Annotated in this window: 18 protein-coding genes; 14 read left to right on the plus strand and 4 right to left on the minus strand. The window is 64.6% G+C overall.

What is annotated here, in order from left to right; genetic code table 11:
- Positions 1-97: 97 nt before the first annotated feature.
- A complete protein-coding gene (locus BEP01S_RS06155; RefSeq protein ID WP_062241496.1) occupies positions 98-748 on the minus strand; it encodes a GNAT family N-acetyltransferase in 651 nt (216 codons plus the stop codon).
- Positions 749-889: 141 nt separating this feature from the next.
- Between BEP01S_RS06155 and gdhA the strand changes: the two genes are divergently transcribed.
- Positions 890-2,236 carry an NADP-specific glutamate dehydrogenase gene (gene gdhA, locus BEP01S_RS06160; protein WP_039207101.1) on the plus strand — a complete coding sequence of 449 codons (1,347 nt, stop codon included), beginning with the start codon at positions 890-892 and terminating at the stop codon, positions 2,234-2,236.
- Between the two features lie 149 nt (positions 2,237-2,385).
- Here gdhA and BEP01S_RS06165 read toward each other — a convergent pair whose 3' ends face one another.
- Positions 2,386-2,901, minus strand: coding sequence for a flavin reductase family protein (locus BEP01S_RS06165; RefSeq protein ID WP_062241499.1), 516 nt, complete (start codon positions 2,899-2,901; stop codon positions 2,386-2,388).
- A gap of 31 nt (positions 2,902-2,932) precedes the next feature.
- On the opposite strand from BEP01S_RS06165, the gene BEP01S_RS06170 reads away from it, so the two are divergent.
- Together BEP01S_RS06170 and BEP01S_RS06175 are read left to right on the plus strand one after the other, a co-directional pair.
- Positions 2,933-3,187, plus strand: coding sequence for a DUF3039 domain-containing protein (locus tag BEP01S_RS06170; RefSeq protein WP_035320920.1), 255 nt, complete (start codon positions 2,933-2,935; stop codon positions 3,185-3,187).
- Positions 3,188-4,981, plus strand: a complete 1,794-nt coding sequence (locus tag BEP01S_RS06175; protein WP_039207104.1) for a DEAD/DEAH box helicase — start codon at positions 3,188-3,190, stop codon at positions 4,979-4,981. It begins immediately after the preceding gene.
- 154 nt (positions 4,982-5,135) lie between these two features.
- Here the strand turns inward: BEP01S_RS06175 and BEP01S_RS06180 are convergent, their stop codons facing one another.
- The gene (locus tag BEP01S_RS06180; protein WP_062241501.1) at positions 5,136-6,455 is read right to left on the minus strand and encodes a nicotinate phosphoribosyltransferase; all 1,320 of its coding nucleotides are present in this window, start codon (positions 6,453-6,455) and stop codon (positions 5,136-5,138) included.
- A 52-nt stretch (positions 6,456-6,507) separates the two neighbouring features.
- Between BEP01S_RS06180 and clpS the strand changes: the two genes are divergently transcribed.
- The 10 genes from clpS to BEP01S_RS06230 all read left to right on the plus strand — a co-directional run bounded on the left by clpS (position 6,508) and on the right by BEP01S_RS06230 (position 16,336).
- Complete coding sequence (gene clpS, locus BEP01S_RS06185; RefSeq protein WP_039207108.1) at positions 6,508-6,813, plus strand: ATP-dependent Clp protease adapter ClpS; 306 nt, start codon at positions 6,508-6,510, stop codon at positions 6,811-6,813.
- Between the two features lie 3 nt (positions 6,814-6,816).
- The gene (locus BEP01S_RS06190) at positions 6,817-7,395 is read left to right on the plus strand and encodes a DUF2017 family protein (protein WP_039207109.1); all 579 of its coding nucleotides are present in this window, start codon (positions 6,817-6,819) and stop codon (positions 7,393-7,395) included.
- A complete protein-coding gene (locus BEP01S_RS06195) occupies positions 7,392-8,213 on the plus strand; it encodes an MBL fold metallo-hydrolase (protein ID WP_039207111.1) in 822 nt (273 codons plus the stop codon). Before BEP01S_RS06190 ends, BEP01S_RS06195 begins: the two co-directional genes overlap by 4 nt.
- Before the next feature lie 48 nt (positions 8,214-8,261).
- Positions 8,262-8,984 (plus strand): ribonuclease PH, encoded by a 723-nt coding sequence (gene rph / locus BEP01S_RS06200; protein ID WP_039207113.1) that lies wholly within the window; start codon positions 8,262-8,264, stop codon positions 8,982-8,984.
- Positions 8,981-9,586 carry an RdgB/HAM1 family non-canonical purine NTP pyrophosphatase gene (gene rdgB / locus BEP01S_RS06205; RefSeq protein WP_062241503.1) on the plus strand — a complete coding sequence of 202 codons (606 nt, stop codon included), beginning with the start codon at positions 8,981-8,983 and terminating at the stop codon, positions 9,584-9,586. Before rph ends, rdgB begins: the two co-directional genes overlap by 4 nt.
- A 126-nt stretch (positions 9,587-9,712) precedes the next feature.
- Positions 9,713-11,218, plus strand: a complete 1,506-nt coding sequence (locus BEP01S_RS06210) for an ABC transporter substrate-binding protein (protein WP_062241504.1) — start codon at positions 9,713-9,715, stop codon at positions 11,216-11,218.
- A 12-nt stretch (positions 11,219-11,230) separates the two neighbouring features.
- Positions 11,231-12,178 carry an ABC transporter permease gene (locus tag BEP01S_RS06215; RefSeq protein ID WP_062241506.1) on the plus strand — a complete coding sequence of 316 codons (948 nt, stop codon included), beginning with the start codon at positions 11,231-11,233 and terminating at the stop codon, positions 12,176-12,178.
- On the plus strand, positions 12,175-13,128 hold the full coding sequence (locus BEP01S_RS06220; RefSeq protein ID WP_083532589.1) for an ABC transporter permease: 954 nt from the start codon (positions 12,175-12,177) through the stop codon (positions 13,126-13,128). Before BEP01S_RS06215 ends, BEP01S_RS06220 begins: the two co-directional genes overlap by 4 nt.
- On the plus strand, positions 13,079-14,869 hold the full coding sequence (locus BEP01S_RS06225) for a dipeptide ABC transporter ATP-binding protein (protein ID WP_062241509.1): 1,791 nt from the start codon (positions 13,079-13,081) through the stop codon (positions 14,867-14,869). The genes BEP01S_RS06220 and BEP01S_RS06225 overlap by 50 nt, the downstream gene beginning before the upstream one ends.
- 51 nt (positions 14,870-14,920) lie before the next feature.
- Positions 14,921-16,336 carry an amidase gene (locus BEP01S_RS06230; RefSeq protein WP_062241511.1) on the plus strand — a complete coding sequence of 472 codons (1,416 nt, stop codon included), beginning with the start codon at positions 14,921-14,923 and terminating at the stop codon, positions 16,334-16,336.
- Positions 16,337-16,472: 136 nt separating this feature from the next.
- Here the strand turns inward: BEP01S_RS06230 and BEP01S_RS06235 are convergent, their stop codons facing one another.
- Entirely contained in the window at positions 16,473-18,401 is a 1,929-nt protein-coding gene (locus BEP01S_RS06235; RefSeq protein WP_062241513.1) for a hypothetical protein, read from the minus strand.
- A 115-nt stretch (positions 18,402-18,516) separates the two neighbouring features.
- Here BEP01S_RS06235 and BEP01S_RS06240 point away from each other — a divergent pair, with 115 nt between their 5' ends.
- Positions 18,517-19,800, plus strand: a complete 1,284-nt coding sequence (locus BEP01S_RS06240; RefSeq protein WP_157070530.1) for a cell division protein PerM — start codon at positions 18,517-18,519, stop codon at positions 19,798-19,800.
- Positions 19,801-19,894 lie beyond the last annotated feature (94 nt).

The raw sequence follows: 19,894 nt of genomic DNA on the forward strand, positions 1-19,894 counted from the left end.
GAGTTCGAACGAGGCCACGAGGGCATTCACATTCGTTGTGCTGCTATTACTACCTGACGGCGGCGCAGCTACCTCGCGCCAGGTATCTGGGCCGCCGTCAGGTAGTAATAGTGAGGAAGTTTCGGAACGCTTCGTACCCGGTGAGTTGCAATTCCTTGTCCGGGAGTTGCCAGTCGTGAGCAGAGAGGGTCATGTGGTTCTCTTTTAGGGGCGTCCCGTTCTGTCCGACTCTGGTGCGGTGGCCATTGGGGGAGTAGCCGAGCTTCTCCGATACGCGCCGGCTGGCGTGGTTGCCCTCGAAGTAGGCGGTGTCGAATCGGGTGGCTCCGAAATGTCGGATGAAGGTTTCGATAATGATCCGCCGCATTCTGGTGCCGTAGCCGCGGCCCTGTTCGGGCAGAGCCAACCACGAACCTGTTGAGACTGTTCTCGTCAGTGGATACCGATGCGAATTGACACCTTGTACCCCGATGGCGCGCCCATCGACCCTGACCGTGAACTCGATCGTCCATTCATCAACGGTGAAGTTCGCCCGTGTCGACCAGTGATACTGTGCGAGGCTGCGCGCTACCTGTTCATCGGTTCCTGAATCCCAATTGACGAGGAATGCTTCGATTCCGTCTCTTCTGACGCCGCCTCGAGCGATTTGGGCGAGCTCGGGAATATCTGCTTCTCGGACAGGGGAGAGCTCCATATCCCCTGATCGCAGATGAAGTGCGAACGGCGGCCAGATCTCCGAGATGTCCATGTGCCTTGTACTCATTCTTTCCTGCTCAACCGCGCCCAGATTGCGTGGGAGACTTATATCCCACTTGAAGTGACCGGACAACGTTGTCCATTATCTGGTCGCTCGGATTGTTGTTATACGGGTCACGGTATGTTTGTGCGCATGAGTCTACATCCATCACTGCAGCCAATCTTCGACACTGTGCTCCAACGCAACCCTGGAGAGTCGGAGTTTCACCAAGCGGTACAGGAAGTTCTCTATTCCCTGGGCCCTGTCGTGGACAAGCACCCCGAATACCTGGAACTCTCTGCGCTCGAACGGCTCTGCGAGCCCGAACGTCAGATCATCTTCCGTGTTCCCTGGATCGATGACTCCGGTGACGTACAGATCAACCGCGCGTTCCGAGTGCAGTTCAACTCGGCTCTCGGCCCGTACAAAGGCGGAATGCGGTTCCACCCCTCGGTGAACCTCGGCATCGTGAAGTTCCTCGGCTTCGAGCAGATCTTCAAGAACGCGATCACGGGCCTGCCCATCGGCGGCGGAAAGGGCGGAGCGGACTTCGACCCGAAAGGCCGCAGCGACCGCGAGGTCATGCGCTTCTGCCAGTCTCTGATGACCGAACTCTCCCGCCACATCGGCGAGTACCGCGATGTGCCTGCCGGTGACATCGGCGTCGGCGGTCGAGAGATCGGCTACCTCTTCGGTCAGTACAAGCGTATGACGAACTCCTATGAAGCTGGCGTGCTCACAGGCAAGGGGCTGTCCTACGGCGGTTCCATGGTCCGCACCGAAGCCACCGGCTTCGGCGTCGTGTACTTCCTGAAAGACATGCTCGCCGCTGCGAAGAAGAACATTGATGGTCGCAGCGTTTCGATCTCCGGATCCGGAAACGTCGCCGTGTTCGCAGCAGAGAAGGTCACGGCCTTCGGCGGCACCGTCATCACGATGTCCGACTCCGCAGGCTTCATCCATGACCCTGACGGTATCGACATCGAGCTCGTGAAGCGCATCAAGTTCGAGGAGCGCGGACGCATCTCCGAGTACGTCGATCAGCGCGGCGGTCGCGCGACCTACCACGAGGGCGGCAACGTCTGGGATGTTGAGGTCGATGTCGCACTTCCGTGTGCAACGCAGAACGAACTCGACGCTGATTCGGCAGCGACCCTCGTCAAGAACGGCGTCATCGCTCTCGCCGAAGGTGCGAACATGCCCTGCACCCCGGAAGCCGTGAAGATCTTCTCCGAAGCCGGAGTGCTCTTCGCCCCCGGCAAGGCCGCAAACGCCGGCGGTGTCGCCACCAGTGCGCTCGAAATGCAGCAGAACGCCAGCCGCGACTCATGGGACTTCGACTTCACTGAGGCCCGTCTGGCCGAGATCATGGGCGATGTCCACGACAGCTGCGCCGCCGCTGCCGAAGAATTCGGTTCGCCGGGTGACTACGTCTCCGGCGCCAACATCGCCGGCTTCATCCGCGTCTCCGAGGCGATGCTCGCCCAGGGCGTCGTGTGACCTGCTGAGCCACTGACGGTCGGTTCACCGACCCGCGTCAGCGCCGACAGCCCGATGGAGTCGACGCTAAACACAGGACAGGCCCTGCTCAGGACGGTTGAGCTTCCATGTGAAGCACAACGGTACGGAGCAGGGCCTCTGTCGTGCGGTCAGCGCTTTCCGATGGTCCCGTAGGCTTTGCGCCAGCGCAGCAGGGGACGACTCGTTCCCGCCTCGGCGCCCGCACCCATGGACACCACCTCGCCGACGACGATGTTGTGAGTCGCGACCTCGAGGATTTGGGTGAGTTCGAGCTCGAACCAGGCGATTGCCTCGGTGAGCACCGGTTGCCCGGCCTGCGGGGCGGGGAAGGTGTCGATGCCCTTGAGCGATCCGTACAGCGGCTGGCCCGACGCGCCGAGGCGTTCGGAGATGTCACGCTGATCGGAGTTGAGCAGCGAGATGGCAAAATGAGAACTCGTCTCCAGGGTCTCCATCATTCGTGAGCCGGAGTAGACGCTCACCGCCATCGTCGGGGGATCGTAGGACACGTCGAGAAACGAATCGACGGTGATCGCATGCAGCGCGCTGCCCCTGGTCGCGGAGACCACGGCGACCGCCGCGGCGATGTCATCGCTGAGTTCGCGATAGCGTTCTGTGAGGGAATCGTCGTAGGCCTGGTCCATGACTCTCATTCTAGGGAACTACAATGGAGCCATGACCATTCCAGCTTCAGGCGGTTCAGCAACGATCGAGCGCGAGCAGTCCGAGCAGCTAGTCGAGCCCGGCGATCACGAGCGCTTCAGCCACTACGCGCCCAAGGACAAGATCATGGAGTCCATGGTGACCGGGACTCCGCTGATCGCCTTGTGCGGAAAGGTGTGGGTCCCCACGCGCGACCCCGAGCGGTTCCCGATCTGTCCCAAGTGCAAAGAGATCTACGAGACGATGTCCGAAGGACCGCAGGAGTAGATGTCCGCGGATCGTCTCCCATCAGCACCAGGGACCTCCGCGGCAGAACAGCTTCCACCGGCATTCCCCGAGCGCGCAGCTTGGGGAACGGCCGGAAAGTTGCGTGCCTGGCAGGCGGAGGCTCTCGAACTCTACTTTCAGAAGCAGCCCAAGGACTTCCTTGCGGTCGCGACCCCCGGGGCCGGTAAGACCACCTTCGCTCTGCGTCTGGCGGCCGAACTGCTGGCCCAGCGGGTCGTCAACCGGGTCACCGTCGTCGCTCCCACTGAACACCTCAAGGTGCAGTGGGCCGATTCGGCGGCACGTGTGGGCATCAAGCTCGACCCGCACTTCAAGAACTCCCAGGGCAAGCACGCACCCGGCTACCACGGGGTGGCTCTGACCTATGCGCAGGTTGCGGCCAAACCGGTTCTCCACCACAACCGCACGGCGGCCGGTCGCACTCTGGTCATCCTCGACGAGGTCCACCACGGAGGCGACGCCCTGTCGTGGGGCGATGCCGTACGGGAGGCCTTCGGCCCCGCAGTTCGTCGACTGTCTCTGACGGGAACCCCGTTCCGGTCGGATACCTCACCGATCCCGTTCGTCACCTACGCTCCCGACGAGAACGGCATCCGCACCTCGGTGGCGGACTACTCCTACGGCTACGGCCGTGCGCTCAAGGACTCCGTTGTCCGTCCTGTCCTCTTCCTCGCCTACGCCGGCGCCATGACCTGGCGGACCAAGGCCGGCGACGAGATGTCGCACGTGCTCGGCGAGGAGACGACGAAGGACATCAACTCGCAGGCCTGGCGCACCGCCCTCGACCCGAAGGGCGACTGGATCCCGGCCGTGCTCAAGGCCGCCGATATGCGACTGACCGAAGTCCGACGCACCGTCCACGATGCCGGCGGCCTCGTCATCGCCACCGACCAGGAGGCGGCCCGCGCCTACGCCAAACGCCTGCACGAGATCACCGGAGAGAAGCCGACCGTGGTGCTCTCTGACGAAGCGGGAGCCTCGGAGCGGATCGAGAAGTTCCAGAACTCCACCGATCGGTGGATGGTCGCCGTGCGGATGGTTTCCGAAGGCGTCGACGTTCCCCGACTGTGCGTCGGCGTCTATGCGACCTCCTCGGCGACTCCGCTGTTCTTCGCACAGGCGATCGGACGCTTCGTGCGTGCCCGCAAACGCGGCGAGACCGCCTCGGTGTTCCTGCCCTCCGTGCCGATCCTCATGGCACTGGCGAACACGATGGAAGTCGAACGCGACCACGCCCTCGACCGACCGAAGAACGAGGACGAGAACGACGTCGTCGTCTTCGACGAGCAAGCCATGGAGCAGGCTAACCGCAGCGAAAGCGCGTCGTCCGACCAGCTGGGATCGTTCGAAGCCCTCGGCGCCGAAGCACTGTTCGACCGCGTGCTCTTCGACGGCGGCGAATTCGGCACCGGCGGAGCGATCGGCTCCGAGGACGAACTCGACTTCATCGGCATTCCCGGTCTGCTCGAACCCGATCAGGTGCGTGAGCTGCTGAGCACTCAGCAGGCCCGGCAGGCGAAACGCAAGACTGCGGCGGCTCCTCCGGCCCCCGAAGTCGAGACGGGCGAGCTCGAACACCGTGCGATGAAGGAAGAGCGCAATCAGCTCCAGAGCCTCGTCGGCGCCTGGTCGAGGCGGACCGGCACACCGCATCAGAACGTCCACGTCGAACTGCGCAAGGCATGCGGGGGACCGGCCGTCGCTCAAGCCACGCGTGAGCAGATCCAGGCCCGGATCAAGAAGCTGCAGGGCTGGTTCATCGGCAAGAAGTGACACTCAGACGCCAGCAGGGGAGTCCCGCCGAGCGTGAGATGAGCGAAGTTCGGTGCGAGATCAGCGATGCCGCCGAGGCAGACAGTGCGTCAGCCTCGGCGGCTTCGTCGATGACGGGGTGGGGTGCGGCTCAGTTGATGGGGTGAAGTGCTGCTCAGTTGGAGTAGAACACGGTGGGGATGGCGGGCTCGCCGTCCTGCAAGCGCCTGGCCGAACGCGGCAGCTCCGCCAGGGACTCGTCATGTCGGGCGCAGGCCTTCTTCACACCTGCCGCACCGACGAACGACTCATCGACCTCACCGTCGACGACAAGATCGACGCTGAGCCGGCGGCCTTCACCGACGTCATCTGGCAGCGTCGGAATGCCGACGGCCTCCTCGACCGCGATCGGACCGTCGATGAGGCGCAGCGCCTCTTTGTGTCCGCCGCGTGAGGGCTTGCCCGACGAGTGCTTGGCCACCGAGGTCCACTCGCCGGCCTCATCGGCGCGCGCCACGAGCTTGTACACGAGCCCGGCGGCCGGGGCTCCCGAGCCGGTGACCACACGTGTGCCGACACCATAGGAATCGACGGGGGAGGCGGCCAGCGCGGCGATCGCGTACTCGTCGAGATCACTCGTGACGGTGATCGTCGTGTCGCGGGCGCCGAGGCGATCCAGGCTCTCGCGAACCTCACTGGCCTGTTCGATGAGGTCACCGGAATCGATGCGCACACCGCCGAGCTTCGGGCCGGCCAGCTCGATCGCCGTGGTCAGCGCCTCCTCGACATCGTAGGTGTCCAAGAGCAGAGTCGTATCGGTGCCCAGCGACTTCAACTGTGCGGCGAAGGCCTCTCGCTCGGAATCGTGGAGGAGAGTGAACGAATGTGCCGAGGTGCCGATCGTGCGCAGACCGTACTGCAGACCGGCCGCCAGGTTCGACGTCGATGCGAAACCGCCGATGACAGCGGCCCGAGCCGCAGCCACGGCTGCATGCTCGTTCGTGCGTCGTCCGCCCATCTCCGCGCAGGGTCGGTCGCCGGCCGCCTGAGCCATCCGCGATGCCGCCGAGGCGACCGCACAGTCATAGTTCATCGCCGAGAGGATGAGCGTCTCCAGGATGACGCCCTCGGCGAACGTCGATTCGATTGTGAGCAGCGGTGAGCCGGGGAAGTAGATCTCCCCTTCGGCATAGCCGCGGATATTGCCCGTGAACCGATAGTTCGCCAACCAGTCGATGGTGCGCGAGTCGACGATGTTCTCCCTGCTGAGGAACGAGAGCTCGGCATCGTCGAAGCGGAAATCGCGGATCATCTCGAGGATCCGACCGGTACCGGCGACAACACCGTAGCGGCGACCTGCGGGAAGACTGCGGCCGAAGACTTCGAAGAGGCTCTTGCGGTGGGCGGCGCCGGATTCCAGGGCCGCCTGCACCATCGTCAATTCGTACTGATCCGTGAAGAACGCCGTCGAATCGGTCCGTGTGAGATCACTCATAGGCGCGATCTTACGTCACGACAGCGTCAGTGTTCTGCCGTAAGCTGGAAACGTGAGCAATCCAACGACCCCAGTGCTCGAGCCGGACGTCGAGGTTCGACCGGCCGAAGACCTGGCCAAACCCTGGAGGACCGTCGTCTTCAACGACCCGGTCAACCTCATGAGCTACGTCAGCTTCGTGTTCCAAACCTACTTCGGATACTCCGAGGAGAAGGCCCACTCACTCATGCTCGAAGTCCATGAGAACGGCCGCTCCGTGGTCGCCACCGGAGGTCGCGAAGCAATGGAACGAGACACTCAAGCGATGCACGAATACGGCCTGTGGGCTGCGTGCCAACCCGATTCAGGATCCGACTGACACATGGCCGCTATCGACGCACGTGGGGACGATGTCGTCCTCACCCTGCAGGACAACGAACGCTCGCTCATGCTCACCGTATTCACCGATCTCGCAGCATTGCTGGCCGAAGACGGTGACAGCGATGATGACCGTCCGGACTCGGAGAACTGGGAAGCCCGGCTCGGACTCGTCGACCGCCCCCGCCCGGTGGACCCGGCACTGCTGCGGCTGCTGCCCGACGTCGACCCCGATGACGAAGAGCGTTCAGCGGAGTTCCGCCGCCTCACCGAGTTCGACCTCAAACAGGCCAAGGCGCACAATGTGCGCATCGTGCTGCTGGGGCTGAGCAAGGGCAACGACATCTCCCTGACCCGGGACGAGGTGCTCGCCTGGATGAAAGGGCTCAACGATCTGCGACTCGTCCTCGCCGTCCGCCTCGGGATCGACACCGAGGAGGCACAGGAGGAGAAGTACGCCCACCGCGAGGACCTCTCCGAATCGGAAGACCTCACTCTGACCCTGTACGACTTCCTGACCTGGATTCAGGACCGACTGACGACGACCTTGCTCGACCAGACGCAAGGGGATGACGAGCTATGAAACTCACCGCTATCGGCACCGCCGGCTCCTTCCCGGGACGCGGCGCCCTCGCCAGCTGCTACCTCATCGAAACCGAAGAGGACACACCCACTCGCATCATCCTCGACCTCGGGTCCGGTGCGCTCAGCCCCCTGCAGGAGACGATCGACACCGATCGTCTCTCCGGGATCGTGCTCAGCCACCTCCACCCGGATCACTGCATGGACATGACCGGCCTGTACGTCAAGCACTGCTTCGACCCGAAGTTCTTCAACGGCGACATCTCCGACACCGGAACGATCCGCACCCGCACGCCGGTCTTCGCTCCGGCCGGTGCGAAGGAACGGCTGGCCCGGGCGTACTTCACGGATCCTGGAAAGTCCCCGGTCGCCAACGGGGGAGACGACTCGGACTTCTCCCACGCCTTCGAGTTCAACGACATCGACCACGGAAGCCGGCACCAGATCGGATCGCTGACCATCGAAGCCTTCCTCGTCGACCATCCCGTCGAGGCCTACGCTCTGCGGATCACGGACGCGGCCGGGAAGGTCATCACATATTCCGGAGACAGCGACGAGTGCGACAACCTCGTCGAGGCGGCGAAGGGCGCCGACCTCTTCCTCTGCGAAGCCGCCTTCCAGGAAGACCGCGACACTGCACGCGGCATCCACCTGACCGGCAAACGCGCCGGACGGGTCGCGCAGAACGCCGAGGCGGCAGCGCTCGTGCTCACCCACATCCCGATCTGGACCGACTGCTCCATCGTTCGCGGTGAGGCGGCCGGGGAGTACCGTGGACCCATCGAACTGGCGAAGCCCGGAGCCACCTGGACCGTGTGAGTCGCCAGCGACCAGCAGACACCATCAGCGAAACGAAAGAGGCAGACAGTGCGAGCAGACGGCCGTGCAGCAGACGAACTCCGTGAAGTCCGGATCACCCCGGACTGGATCAACACCGCCGAAGGATCCGCGCTCGTGGAATTCGGCAACACCCGCGTCCTCTGCGCGGCCTCGCTGACCGAAGGAGTGCCGCGTTGGCTCAAGGGCCAGGGTCGCGGATGGGTCACCGCCGAATACGCCATGCTCCCGCGGGCCACCGGTTCCCGCAGCACCCGCGAGTCCGTCAAGGGCAAACAGGGCGGACGCACCCACGAGATCTCCCGCCTCATCGGTCGCAGCCTGCGCGCGGTCATCGACATGGACAAGCTCGGCGAGAACACCCTCGTCCTCGACTGCGACGTCCTCCAGGCCGACGGCGGCACCCGCACCGCGTCGATCACCGGAGCCTATGTGGCGCTGGCGAAGGCCATCGACAAGGGACGCTCGACCGGGCTCATCCCCGCCGCCCACCAGCCGATCATCGACTCGGTGTCGGCCATCAGCGTCGGCATCATCGACGGAGAACCCCTCCTCGACCTGCCCTACGTCGAGGACTCGCGCGCCGAAACCGATATGAACGTCGTCATGACCGGTTCCGGAAAGTTCATCGAAGTCCAGGGCACCGCCGAGGGAGCACCGTTCGACCGTGATGAACTCGGCAAGCTGCTCGACCTCGCCGCCCACGGCTGCACCGAACTCACCCGCATCCAGTCCGAAGTGCTCGCCGGATGACGACCTTCGTCCTCGCCACTCACAATGAGGGCAAGAAACGAGAACTGCTGACCATCCTCGGCCCCGTCCTCGGTGCCGACACCCAGGTGCTCACCGCCGCCGAGGCGGGACTGGCCGATGTCGCCGAAACCGGAGTCACGTTCACGGAGAACGCCCTCATCAAGGCCCGTGCCGCGGCAGCGGCGACAGGTCACACCGCCATCGCCGACGACTCGGGAATCAGCGTCGACGTCCTCGGCGGTGCACCGGGGATCTTCTCCGCCCGCTGGGCCGGCCGACACGGTGACGACAGAGCGAACCTCGAACTCCTTCTCGCCCAGTTGGGCGATATCGCGGCCGAACACCGCGGAGCACAGTTCCGCTGCGCAGCAGCCGCTGTGACCGCCGACGGTCGCGAGTTCACTGCCGAGGGCGTGATGCCTGGACGTCTTGCCACCGAGCCCAAGGGCGAGAACGGCTTCGGCTACGATCCGATCTTCGTCCCCGAGGGGTCAGAGCACAGTGCCGCCGAGATGACCGCAGAGGAGAAGAACTCACGGTCCCACCGCCGGTTCGCCTTCGACGCTCTGGCCGCGATCCTCGCCGACGAGCCGAACCTCTGAGCCACCTTCTGAGAGTGCCCAGCATCTGAACACAACCGCCTCACCAGCTGAGAACTTCGGATACACTGACGATGCTTGAGTGTTGGCGACCGGCCCTCTTCGTGGTCGGCGAAATCGAGGAGAACAATGAAGACTCCGCGCATCATGACGTGGGTGGCGGCCGCTGCCGCCACAAGCCTGCTGATCACAGGCTGTTCGGCCGGAGCCTCCGACAGCGGAGGCGATGCGCAGAAGAAGGACTCGATGACCATCGCCTTCACCGCCGAACCGGTCAACCTCGACTTCACCTCCACCTCGGGGGTCGCCATTCCCGAAGCGCTGATGGAGAACGTCTACGAATCCCTCGTCCGTCTCGACGGCGAAGGCGAGATCCAACCTGCGCTGGCCAAGGACTGGACTCTGTCCGGTGACCGCAAGACCTACACCTTCGAACTACAAGACGGTGTGAAGTTCTCCAACGGTGCGGACTTCACCAGCGAAGACGTCAAGTACTCCTACGAACGAGTGCAGGACGACTGGAAGAACGCACTGAAGTCGAAGATGGACATCGTCGAGTCCATCGAGACCCCCGACGACTCCACCGTCACGATCGAGTTGAAGAAGCCGTCGAACACCTGGCTGTTCAATCTCACCAGCCTCGTCGGCGCCGTCTTCGACACCGAGGGAACCGACGACCTGGCGAACGAAGCCATCGGCACCGGCCCCTTCGAGATCGAAAAATTCACGCGTGGGCAGTCCATCGACTTCGCCGCCCGCGACGACTACTGGGGCGAGAAGCCGTCGCTGAACTCGGTCCAGTTCAAATACTTCAAGGATGCGGTCTCGGCCTCGAACGCCCTGAAGTCCGGAGAGATCGACCTCGTCTCCAACCTCCAGGCACCCGAATTGGCCGGAGAGTTCCAGAGCGACGACTACCAGATCGTCTCCGGCACCACGAACGGCGAGGTCGTGCTGTCGATGAACAACGCCGAGGGCATCTTCAAGGACAAGAAGGCCCGCGAAGCCGTGATGTATGCGATCGACCGCAAGGCCGTCCTCGACACCGCGTGGGCCGGCTACGGCGAGCTCATCGGTTCGATGGTGCCCCCGACCGACCCGTACTACGAAGACCTCACCGGAGTGTGGAAGTACAACCCGAAGAAGGCCAAGCAGCTCGTCGACGAGGCCGGGATCAAGGGCGAGGAGTTCGCCTTCACCGTGCCGAACCTGCCGTATGCGAAAGCGATCTCCGAAATCGTTTCCGCTCAGCTCGAAGAGGTCGGCCTGAAGGCGAAGATCTCCACTCAGGAGTTCCCGGCAGTTTGGTTGGACAAGACGTTCACCGAACACGATTTTGACATGTCGGTGATCAACCACGCCGAACCGCGTGACATCCTCACCGTGTTCTCGAAGGACTACTACATCGGCTACGACGACTCGAAGATCAAGAAGATCGCGGAGAAGGCCGATACCGGCACCGAAGAGGAGTACATCTCGGGAATGAAGGAGATCGCAAGCACGATCACCGAGGATGCCGCCTCGGACTTCCTCTTCCTGTTCCCGAATCTCGTCATCGCCAAGTCCGATATCGAGGGGATACCCGCAAACCGCGTCTCCGACGCGTTCAAGATCGCCGACCTCGGCTGGGCCTGACCGCGAACGTCGATGCTCACCTACGCAGTCAACCGTGCGATCCAGTTCGCACTCTCCCTCCTCGTCGCCTCGGTGGTGGTCTTCGCCCTGATGAGCCTGCTGCCGGGCAATGCGGCACAGGTGGCATTGGGAACGAACGCCACCCCGGAGGCGGTGGCGGCGCTCGAAGCCCAGTACGGGCTTGATCGACCACCGCTCATCCGGTACTTCGACTGGATGGGAGGAATGCTCACCGGAGATTTCGGCACCTCCTATGTCACCGGTGCCGAGATCACACCCGTCATCGTCGACAGCGTCCAGGTCACCGCGATCCTCGTCATCGCCGCCATCGTCCTGTCGATCCTCATCGCTGTGCCTCTGGGCACCTTCGCCGCCCTCGAGCAGCGCAACTGGATCGGTGTGACGATCTCGGCGATCAGCCAGGTCGGCATCGCGATCCCGAACTTCCTGGCCGCGATCATCCTCGTCATCATCTTCTCGCTGACCCTCGGATGGTTCCCGTCCCAGGGTTGGATGGCTCCGATCGAGGGGCTCGGCGGCTTCCTGCTCCGCCTCGTCCTGCCTGTCGTGTCGCTTGCGCTCGTACAGGCTGCGATCCTCACCCGCTACGTTCGTTCAGCCGTCCTCGACGTGATGCGGGAGGACTATATCCGCACTGCCCGCGCCAAGGGACTGACGAGGACGAAGGCACTGTTCGTGCACGGTCTGCGCAATGCGGCGATCCCCGTCATCACCGTCGCCGGAGTCCAGCTGGCCACCCTGCTGGTCGGGGCCGTGATCATCGAACAGATCTTCGTTCTGCCCGGAATCGGGTCCGAACTCGTCCGCGCCGTGGCCAACCGCGATCTCGTAGCGGTCCAGGGTATCGTCATGGTCCTCGTCCTGCTCGTACTCATCATCAACCTCATCGTCGACATCCTCGTGCCCATCGTCGACCCCCGGATCAGGAACGCCGCATGAACCCGACCCCGACCGGTGCCCAGAATCCCCGCGACCACATCGATCCCGTCGATCCCGCCGCGACCGGCGCAACCGCCTCGGCGAAGGGCGGACCGGCACGGTCCCGCAAGGGCGGACGGCGATTGAACGCATCGATGATCATCGGTGCGGCACTCGTCATGCTCATCGTCGGGCTGGCTCTCATCTCCTTCGTGTGGACTCCGTACGATGCGAACGCGATCGACCCTGCCGCGAGGCTGCAGGGCGGCAGCCTCGCCCACCCGTTCGGCACCGACACCTTCGGCCGGGACACGTTGACCTGGGTGATGGTCGGGGCACGGATCACTCTGCTCGTCGGGGTCGTCGCCGTCGGCATCGCCCTGCTCATCGGCACCCCGATCGGAATCATCTCCGCACTCTTCGCGAAGCAGCCGTGGGGAATGTGGATCGACGCGGTGATCATGCGCGCCAACGACATCCTCCTTGCCTTCCCCGCCCTGCTGCTGGCGATCATCTTCGCCGCCGTCTACTCACCGGGGACGGGACCGGCGATGGTCGCGGTCGGCATCGCAGCGATCCCCGGGTTCGCACGAGTCGCACGGTCCGGGACGCTGCAGGTGCTCGGCTCCGAGTACGTGCGCGCTGCACGCGCGTCGAACCGTCGGATCCCGGCCATCGCCTTCGTCCACGTGCTGCCGAACATCGCCGGAATGGTCATCGTCCAGGCCTCCGTGGCGTTCGCGATCTCCGTCCTCGCCGAGGCGGGGCTGTCCTTCCTCGGACTCGGCACGCAGGCCCCGACTCCGTCATGGGGACGGATGCTGCAGGAGTCCCAGCAGTACCTGTCCACCCACGCCGAACTCGCTCTGTGGCCGGGAGTGTTCATTGCGCTCGCCGTGCTCGGGTTCAACCTTTTGGGTGATGGGCTGCGCGACCGGTTCGACCCGAAGATGGAGGCCCGAGGTGCCTGAGAACCTGCTCGAGGTCCGTGACCTCACCATCACTCCCGCCGGAGCGGAGACGCCGGTGCTCCACGATGTCAGTCTCAGCCTGGCGCCGGGGGAGCGGGTCGGACTTATCGGAGAATCCGGGTCGGGCAAATCCCTGACTGCCCAGTCCGTGATGGGGCTGCTGCCCGACGAGCTGCATGCCCGCGGCCAGGTGCACCTGCAGGGCCATTCCGGGAACCTCCTCGAGGCGAACGAGAAGACCCTGGCCGGGCTGCGCTCGGACATCGTGTCCATGGTGTTCCAAGAACCCATGAGTGCCCTCAACCCGCTCATGCGCATCGGCGACCAGATCGCCGAAGTGCTGCGCATCCACGGCAAGGTGCCCCGAGGGCAGATTCCGACACGTGTGCGCGAACTGCTCCACGACGTCCACATGCCCGACCCGGACAGTGCCCGCTTCGCCTACCCGCACCAGATGTCGGGCGGGCAGCGGCAGCGCGTCATGCTCGCGATCGCCCTGGCCAACTCGCCGAGGCTGCTCATCTGCGACGAACCGACCACCGCACTCGATGTCACCGTGCAGAAGCATATGCTCGACCTCATCGCCGAAAGGGTCGCGGCAGTGGATGCGGGACTGCTGTTCATCACCCACGACCTCGCCGTCGTCGCCGGGGTCTGCGATCGGGTCGTCGTCATGTACCGCGGACGCATCGTCGAGTCCGGCAGCGTCGACGAGATCTTCACCGCACCCAAGCACGAATACACTCGTGGGCTCCTGGCGTCCTCGGACCTCGAATCCACCGACGACCGCGGCAGGCTCTTCACCCCGAAGACCGCGCTCGCCTACTCGGGACCGCAGGTCGAAGAAGCAGAGCCTCAGCCGGACGCGAGGGAATCGCAGGACTCCGAGGATGGGGCCGCCTCGGCGAAGGAAGGCAACGGGGCCGCCTCGGCGAAGGAATCGGCGCCGCTCATCGAGGTCTCGGATGTCACCCGTGTCTTCCGCGGACGGGGACTGTTCGTTCGCGGACGCTCGCGGGTCACAGCCCTGGGCGGGATCGATTTCACCGTCGCGTCCGGAGCTCGGCTGGGCATCGTGGGGGAGTCAGGCTCGGGGAAGTCGACGCTGCTCAACATCCTCTCCGGCCTCGACCGGCCGACCACCGGGCACGTGCGCGTCGGCGACATTCGGGTCGAAGCCGCGAGCTCACAAGCACTGCGCCGCCTGCGCGAGAACCTGCAGATCGTGTTCCAAGACCCCTTCGCCTCTCTCGACCCGCGGATGCGGATCGCCGATATCGTCGCCGAACCGCTCATCGCCGCAGGCGTCGACAAGGACGAACGCACCGCACGGGTCGAGGAGATGATCGCAGCCGTCGACCTCGATACGGACTCCCTGCGCCGGTACCCGCACCAGTTCTCCGGCGGGCAGAGACAGCGCATCTCGATCGCCCGGGCACTGGTGACCAGGCCGCAGATCCTCGTCGCCGACGAACCGGTCTCCGCCCTCGACGTCTCGGTGCGCGCCCAGGTGCTCAACCTGCTCACCGACCTCGTCGACGAGTACGCGCTGACCCTCCTCTTCGTCTCCCACGATCTCGGCGTCGTCAAACACCTGTGCTCCGAGGTCATCGTGATGAAATCCGGACAGATCATCGAATCAGGTGCGACGGAGGACATCTACGCGAACCCCCAGGAGGAGTACACGCGCAGTCTCATCGCCGCCACCCCGAGCCTCGCCGAGGCGCTCGCCGCCGGATAGCTCGGCCCGCGGGTCCAGGGAGCGACGAACCATCGAGAGAAAGGGCAGCACATGACCACATCGCTTGCCGACCGCAGTGCGGCCGAAATGGCGGCCGGATTTGCCGGCGGGGACTTCGACCCGATCGAGGTGCACTCCGCGGTCGTGGACCGCATGGACGCATGCGAGCCGACCATCAACGCCCTGTTCCACCGCGACGACGAACGTTCCCGCGACGCCGCCGCAGCAAGTGCCGCACGCTGGCGTGAGGGTCGCCCATTGAGCGACCTCGACGGCGTGCCCGTGACGATCAAGGAGAACATCGCCCGCCGCGGAGTCCCGCTGCCAAGCGGCCACGCCTGGGTGGAGATGCCGGTGGCCGACCACGACGCCCCGATCACCGAGCGCCTCGAAGAAGCCGGTGCTGTCATCCTCGGCTCGACGACGATGCCCGACTGGGGAATGCTCTCCTCGGGTGTGTCCTCTCTGCACGGAATCACCCGCTCGCCCCTGGACCCGAGTCTGACGACCGGAGGGTCGAGCGCCGGAGCCGGAGCCGCCGCGGCAGCCGGATACGGACCCATCCACATCGGCTCCGACATCGGCGGATCCATCCGCCTGCCGTGCACCTGGCTCGGACTGGCCGGGCTCAAACCCAGCTTCGGTCGCGTGCCGCTCGACGCCCCCTACCTGGGCAGGTGCGCGGGACCACTCGCGCGGACGATGGCCGATGTCAAAGCCGCCATGGACATCATCTCCGCCCAGGATGATCGCGACTATTCGCGACTGCCGCGCTTCGCCGCCGATGACGCACAATCTCTGCCGGGCAGCGACAGGGCCGCGGCCTTCGACCCGCGGGGACTGCGCATCGGCGTCCAGCTCGACGCCGGGTGCGGGGTCGCCGCTGATGCGCAGGTGCGCTCAGCCGTCACCGAGGCGGCCGAGCGGTTCTCCGCGGCCGGTGCCGAAGTCATAACGCTCGACCCGTTCATCGACGATGATCTGCTCCACGACATGGATCTGTTCTGGCGGGTGCGGTCGTGGGCCGACCTCAAGGCGCTGCCCGTCGACGAGCAGGCGCTCATCCTGCCCTATATCCAGCAGTGGGCACAGGACGGGGCCGATACCAGCGGAGTGGACCTGATGAGCTGCTATCACAGCGTCCAGGAGATCCGGCGGCGGACGATCATGGCCACTGCCGAGTTCGACCTGGTCATCTCGCCGACGGCTCCGGATGCGGCATTCCCCGCCGAGCAGCCCATGCCGTACCCGCAGGTCCACGAACCGATGGGCCATATCGGGTTCACGATGCCGTTCAACATGTCCGAACAGCCGGCGGCAACGGTGCTGGCAGGCTTCATGGACGACGGCCGGACCATCGGAGTGCAGATCGCTGGACGACGGTTCGCCGACGAACTCGTCATGGCCGCTGGTACCTGGTTCGAGGCCGCAGCCGACCTCGAGCTGCCGACACGGTCGGTGGGCTGACCACACCAACGACAGCGGGCCTGTGACGACCGGGAATCGGTCGTCACAGGCCCGCTGTGTCTCAAGTACCGCCTCGGCGACGGTGGTGCCTCACCTCAGGGAAGGTGAGGCACCGGGACGTCGGTGAGCCCTGGGGTCAGAAGTCGAAGAACTCGACCGAGAGCTTGTCTCCGTCGATCTTCACGCTTCCGGACACCGACAGGGGGTTGCCGTTGGAGAAGTACGAGGATCCGGCCCTCTTGCCGTCGACGGAGAAGTTGAATTTGCCGGGCTTCTCCGTGAAGAACGAACCGGTGTTCGTGTCTCCGGAGCCGAAGCTGGCCTTCACCTTGGGCATCTCCTTCATGTCCCACTTGGCGGTGTTCTTCTTTGCCAGGTCATCGAGTTTCTTGTCCGAACCGCCGACGGGAATCTCGGTCGGGTCGTATTTGATGAAGTCGCACTTCGGTTCGATGCTCTTGTTGTCGAAGCACTTCTTGAGTTCCTTCTCGACCTGTTTCTGAACTTCCTTGTCGAAGTCTCCTGTCGGGGACAGCTCGAGGTTGAGGGTGGTGGGGGACACCTGGCCCTTGTTCGGCTTCCCACCTGGTGCGAAGGCCTTCGGGAAGTTCACCTTGGCCGTATCGGAAGCCTCGGAGATCCACTTGCTCTTCGGGATCGTGAAGTCGTAGCTGCCGGGGTAGACGGCGAACGAGGTGGTGCCCGACTTCGCCTTGTAGTCCTTGCCGTTGACGGAGAGACCGTCAGCTGCCGGAATATCGAGGGAGATGACGTTGAGGTCGGGGCCCTTCATCGTCCACTTGTCGAAGAACAGATCCTGCTTGCCGTCCTTCGTTGCGGCGAGTTCCACGTTGTAGGGGCTGCCGTCGAGTTCGTACGACACGACGACGGTTCCCTTATCCCCATCGACCTTCGACGATTCGACCTTGGCCTTCTCGATCTTCGCCGAGGAGGAATCGGTGAATTCCTTCTGCAGCAGGTCGAGGTTCGTGCCCTCCGGCCGTACAGAGGGTGCGATCTTCTCAGCGGCTGCGAAGTCACCCTTGTTCAGGGCTTCGACGTAGTCCTCGGCGACCTTGTCCGGTCCGTACTTGTTCTTGTTCACGCTGCCGACGACGAAGAATCCGACGAGGACGAGGATGATGACAAGCGCGACCGCGCCGAGAGCGATGAAGAGGGGCATCTTGCCCTTCTTCTTCTCGGGACGATTCTCGGCTCGCGTTGCGCCGTTCTGCGCCCCGGCGAAGCCCGGAGCCGGGGCCGGCTGAGGAATCGCCTGCGACGGACCGGAACCGGTCTGCTGGGCGTTCGGGCCGGACCCGGTCTGGTACGGCCCGGACTGGTTCTGGGCGGAGTTGAACTGGCCCGGCTGGTTCTGGGCGCCTGGGTATGGGGACTGATTCTGAGCGCCCGGGTACGCCGAGTTCGAATATCGACCGCCCGACTGTTGGCCGCCCTGCGGCTGAGCGCCGGGGTAGCCGCCGTTCGGCTGCTGCGGGTTCTGGTACTGGTTGTTCGGGTACTGCCCGTTCTGAGCCTGGCCGTTCTGAGGCTGGCCGTTCGGGGACGGGGCACCGGGGTAGGGGGCTGCCTGCGGGCCGCCCGGGGCATTCGCTCCACCATTCTGGCCGGTGCCGTTGAACTGATCGTTCTGGGCGCCGGGACCCGAATACTGCGGCGGCTGGTTCTGCTGCGAAGCAGCGGGAGCGACCGTGGGGCGCGACGGCGCATCGTCGGTCGGGGCGCCCAAGGGCGGTGCCTGATCATCGGGCACCGCAGAACCGCTGCCGGACTGCGCCGGAGCATCGGATGTGGGGGAGACGTCGTCGGAGGCCGAATCGCGTCCATCGGCAGGAGCCTGCGCGTTCGACTCGGAAGCACCATCGGTGGAATCGGGCCCGTCTGCGGGCTGCTGCTGTGAGGTGGGGGTCTCGTCGCCTGCAGCGGCGTTCGAACTGGTAGGGCCCTCATCCGTCGGCTGCTCCGACTCAGGCTTCGGTCCGCCGTTCTCCGGAGGCTCGCTGGGTGGTGGCGGGAAATTGGGGTGATCGTTCCCGTTGCTCATCGTGGGGTCATCCTTTGCGTGTACAAGCCTGTCCTGGCGCAATTGTACTTCCCGGAACAGGGAATCGCGTGGTCAATACCGGGAAGCTGAGCCGATGTCAGCGAAAATGGTCCTGATGCACACTTCTCCCCACCCTCAGTCCTACCGTCGGACGATCTTCGCGGCCCTCATGGAGGTCGTGAAGATCGACCTCATCGTCGTGCCCGCAGGATTCGTCGTTGCCATCGTCTTCTGGATCATCGGGCTCGGCTCGCAGCTGCCGTACTCGGCGATTCCCGAATGGGCGTTCGTACTGTGGGCGACGGTGTCAGGGCTGAGTGTCTCGACCCTCGGATTCGACTTCTCACTGGCACCGAGCCTCGTGACTTTGGGCCTGTGGTTCCTGGTGGCGACGGGGGCCAAACGAGTGGTTCGTGCCACGGCAGCAAACAGCCCGACCGAGAGCGTTGAGGATCCAGGCGGATGGTGGGCGCTCATGGGAACAGCTCTGGGCACCTTCGTCGTGGTCTACGCCGGACCTCTGCTCGTACTGTCAATCGTGGTCGGTCAGGCCACAGTGACTCCGCTCGGATTCCTGCGGCTCTTCCTCTTCCTCGTCACAGCGGTGGCGTGGGCCCTTATCCGGGCGCGAGGAATCGGTGACATTCCCGGACTGTCCATGCTCGCCGACGAGACGTGGAGCGTCGCCGCCGGACTCGCCCGCCGTCTGCTGTGGGCCGCAGTGGCTCTCGGCGCGATCGTGCTCGTCGCCGGAATCGTGATTCGCTGGGGCGACGTCGATGACACTCTGCAGGTCTACAGTTCACCGGTCGCCGCAGGGATCGGCCTCATCGTCGTTCAGGCGCTCTTCGCCCCGAGCATTGTCTACTCTGCACTGTCCTGGGCCGCAGGGACGGGAGTGAGCATCGGAGATGCAGGAACGAGCTCTGCATTCAGGTCGACCTCCGCGCCGGTGCCCGATGTGCACGTGCTGCGGCTGTTGGGCGGAGACTATCCGTCCTGGACGGCAGCTGCGCCAGCACTTCTCGTGCTGCTCGGTCTGCTGTGCGTCATCCTCGGCCGCGACAGAGCACGCGACATCGCCGCACAGTCGTGGACGGGACTCGGCATCGCGATCGGGATTCTGTTCGTCGCCTTCGAAGTCCTCGCCCTGTTCGCCGGCGGAGCCCTGGGCCCGCTGGGGCTGTCCGGGTTCGGGCCCTCGGCACTGACGTCGGCACTGGCGATCACGGCGTGGATCGGTGTGGGAATGGCTGCCGGCCTGCTGCTGATCAGACTCTCCGGCCTGCACACCGAGTCGTACGATTTCGCCGATGATGACGAAGAGGGAGACTTCTACGCGGAGGACGAAACGGAATCTGTCGCCGACGACATCGTCAACGACGACGAACGACGATAGTCGGGTGGACCGCCTCGGCGGGGCAGCGCCCTCGCCGCGGCTGCGGCGTGAACGGCGGGCGGCCTCGGCGAGGGTCTCAGACGTGAGTCGAGGG

Source organism: Brevibacterium epidermidis NBRC 14811, assembly GCF_001570805.1.
GTDB classification, from domain to species: domain Bacteria; phylum Actinomycetota; class Actinomycetes; order Actinomycetales; family Brevibacteriaceae; genus Brevibacterium; species Brevibacterium epidermidis.

Excerpts from the sequence above, each read along its gene's own strand:
- BEP01S_RS06155 (WP_062241496.1), bottom strand. The coding sequence starts at position 748 with ATGGACATCTCGGAGATCTGGCCGCCGTTCGCACTTCATCTGCGATCA.
- gdhA (WP_039207101.1), top strand. The coding sequence starts at position 890 with ATGAGTCTACATCCATCACTGCAGCCAATCTTCGACACTGTGCTCCAA.
- BEP01S_RS06165 (WP_062241499.1), bottom strand. The coding sequence starts at position 2,901 with ATGGACCAGGCCTACGACGATTCCCTCACAGAACGCTATCGCGAACTC.
- BEP01S_RS06170 (WP_035320920.1), top strand. The coding sequence starts at position 2,933 with ATGACCATTCCAGCTTCAGGCGGTTCAGCAACGATCGAGCGCGAGCAG.
- BEP01S_RS06175 (WP_039207104.1), top strand. The coding sequence starts at position 3,188 with ATGTCCGCGGATCGTCTCCCATCAGCACCAGGGACCTCCGCGGCAGAA.
- BEP01S_RS06180 (WP_062241501.1), bottom strand. The coding sequence starts at position 6,455 with ATGAGTGATCTCACACGGACCGATTCGACGGCGTTCTTCACGGATCAG.
- BEP01S_RS06190 (WP_039207109.1), top strand. The coding sequence starts at position 6,817 with ATGGCCGCTATCGACGCACGTGGGGACGATGTCGTCCTCACCCTGCAG.
- BEP01S_RS06195 (WP_039207111.1), top strand. The coding sequence starts at position 7,392 with ATGAAACTCACCGCTATCGGCACCGCCGGCTCCTTCCCGGGACGCGGC.
- rdgB (WP_062241503.1), top strand. The coding sequence starts at position 8,981 with ATGACGACCTTCGTCCTCGCCACTCACAATGAGGGCAAGAAACGAGAA.
- BEP01S_RS06210 (WP_062241504.1), top strand. The coding sequence starts at position 9,713 with ATGAAGACTCCGCGCATCATGACGTGGGTGGCGGCCGCTGCCGCCACA.
- BEP01S_RS06215 (WP_062241506.1), top strand. The coding sequence starts at position 11,231 with ATGCTCACCTACGCAGTCAACCGTGCGATCCAGTTCGCACTCTCCCTC.
- BEP01S_RS06220 (WP_083532589.1), top strand. The coding sequence starts at position 12,175 with ATGAACCCGACCCCGACCGGTGCCCAGAATCCCCGCGACCACATCGAT.
- BEP01S_RS06225 (WP_062241509.1), top strand. The coding sequence starts at position 13,079 with ATGGGCTGCGCGACCGGTTCGACCCGAAGATGGAGGCCCGAGGTGCCT.
- BEP01S_RS06230 (WP_062241511.1), top strand. The coding sequence starts at position 14,921 with ATGACCACATCGCTTGCCGACCGCAGTGCGGCCGAAATGGCGGCCGGA.
- BEP01S_RS06235 (WP_062241513.1), bottom strand. The coding sequence starts at position 18,401 with ATGAGCAACGGGAACGATCACCCCAATTTCCCGCCACCACCCAGCGAG.
- BEP01S_RS06240 (WP_157070530.1), top strand. The coding sequence starts at position 18,517 with ATGCACACTTCTCCCCACCCTCAGTCCTACCGTCGGACGATCTTCGCG.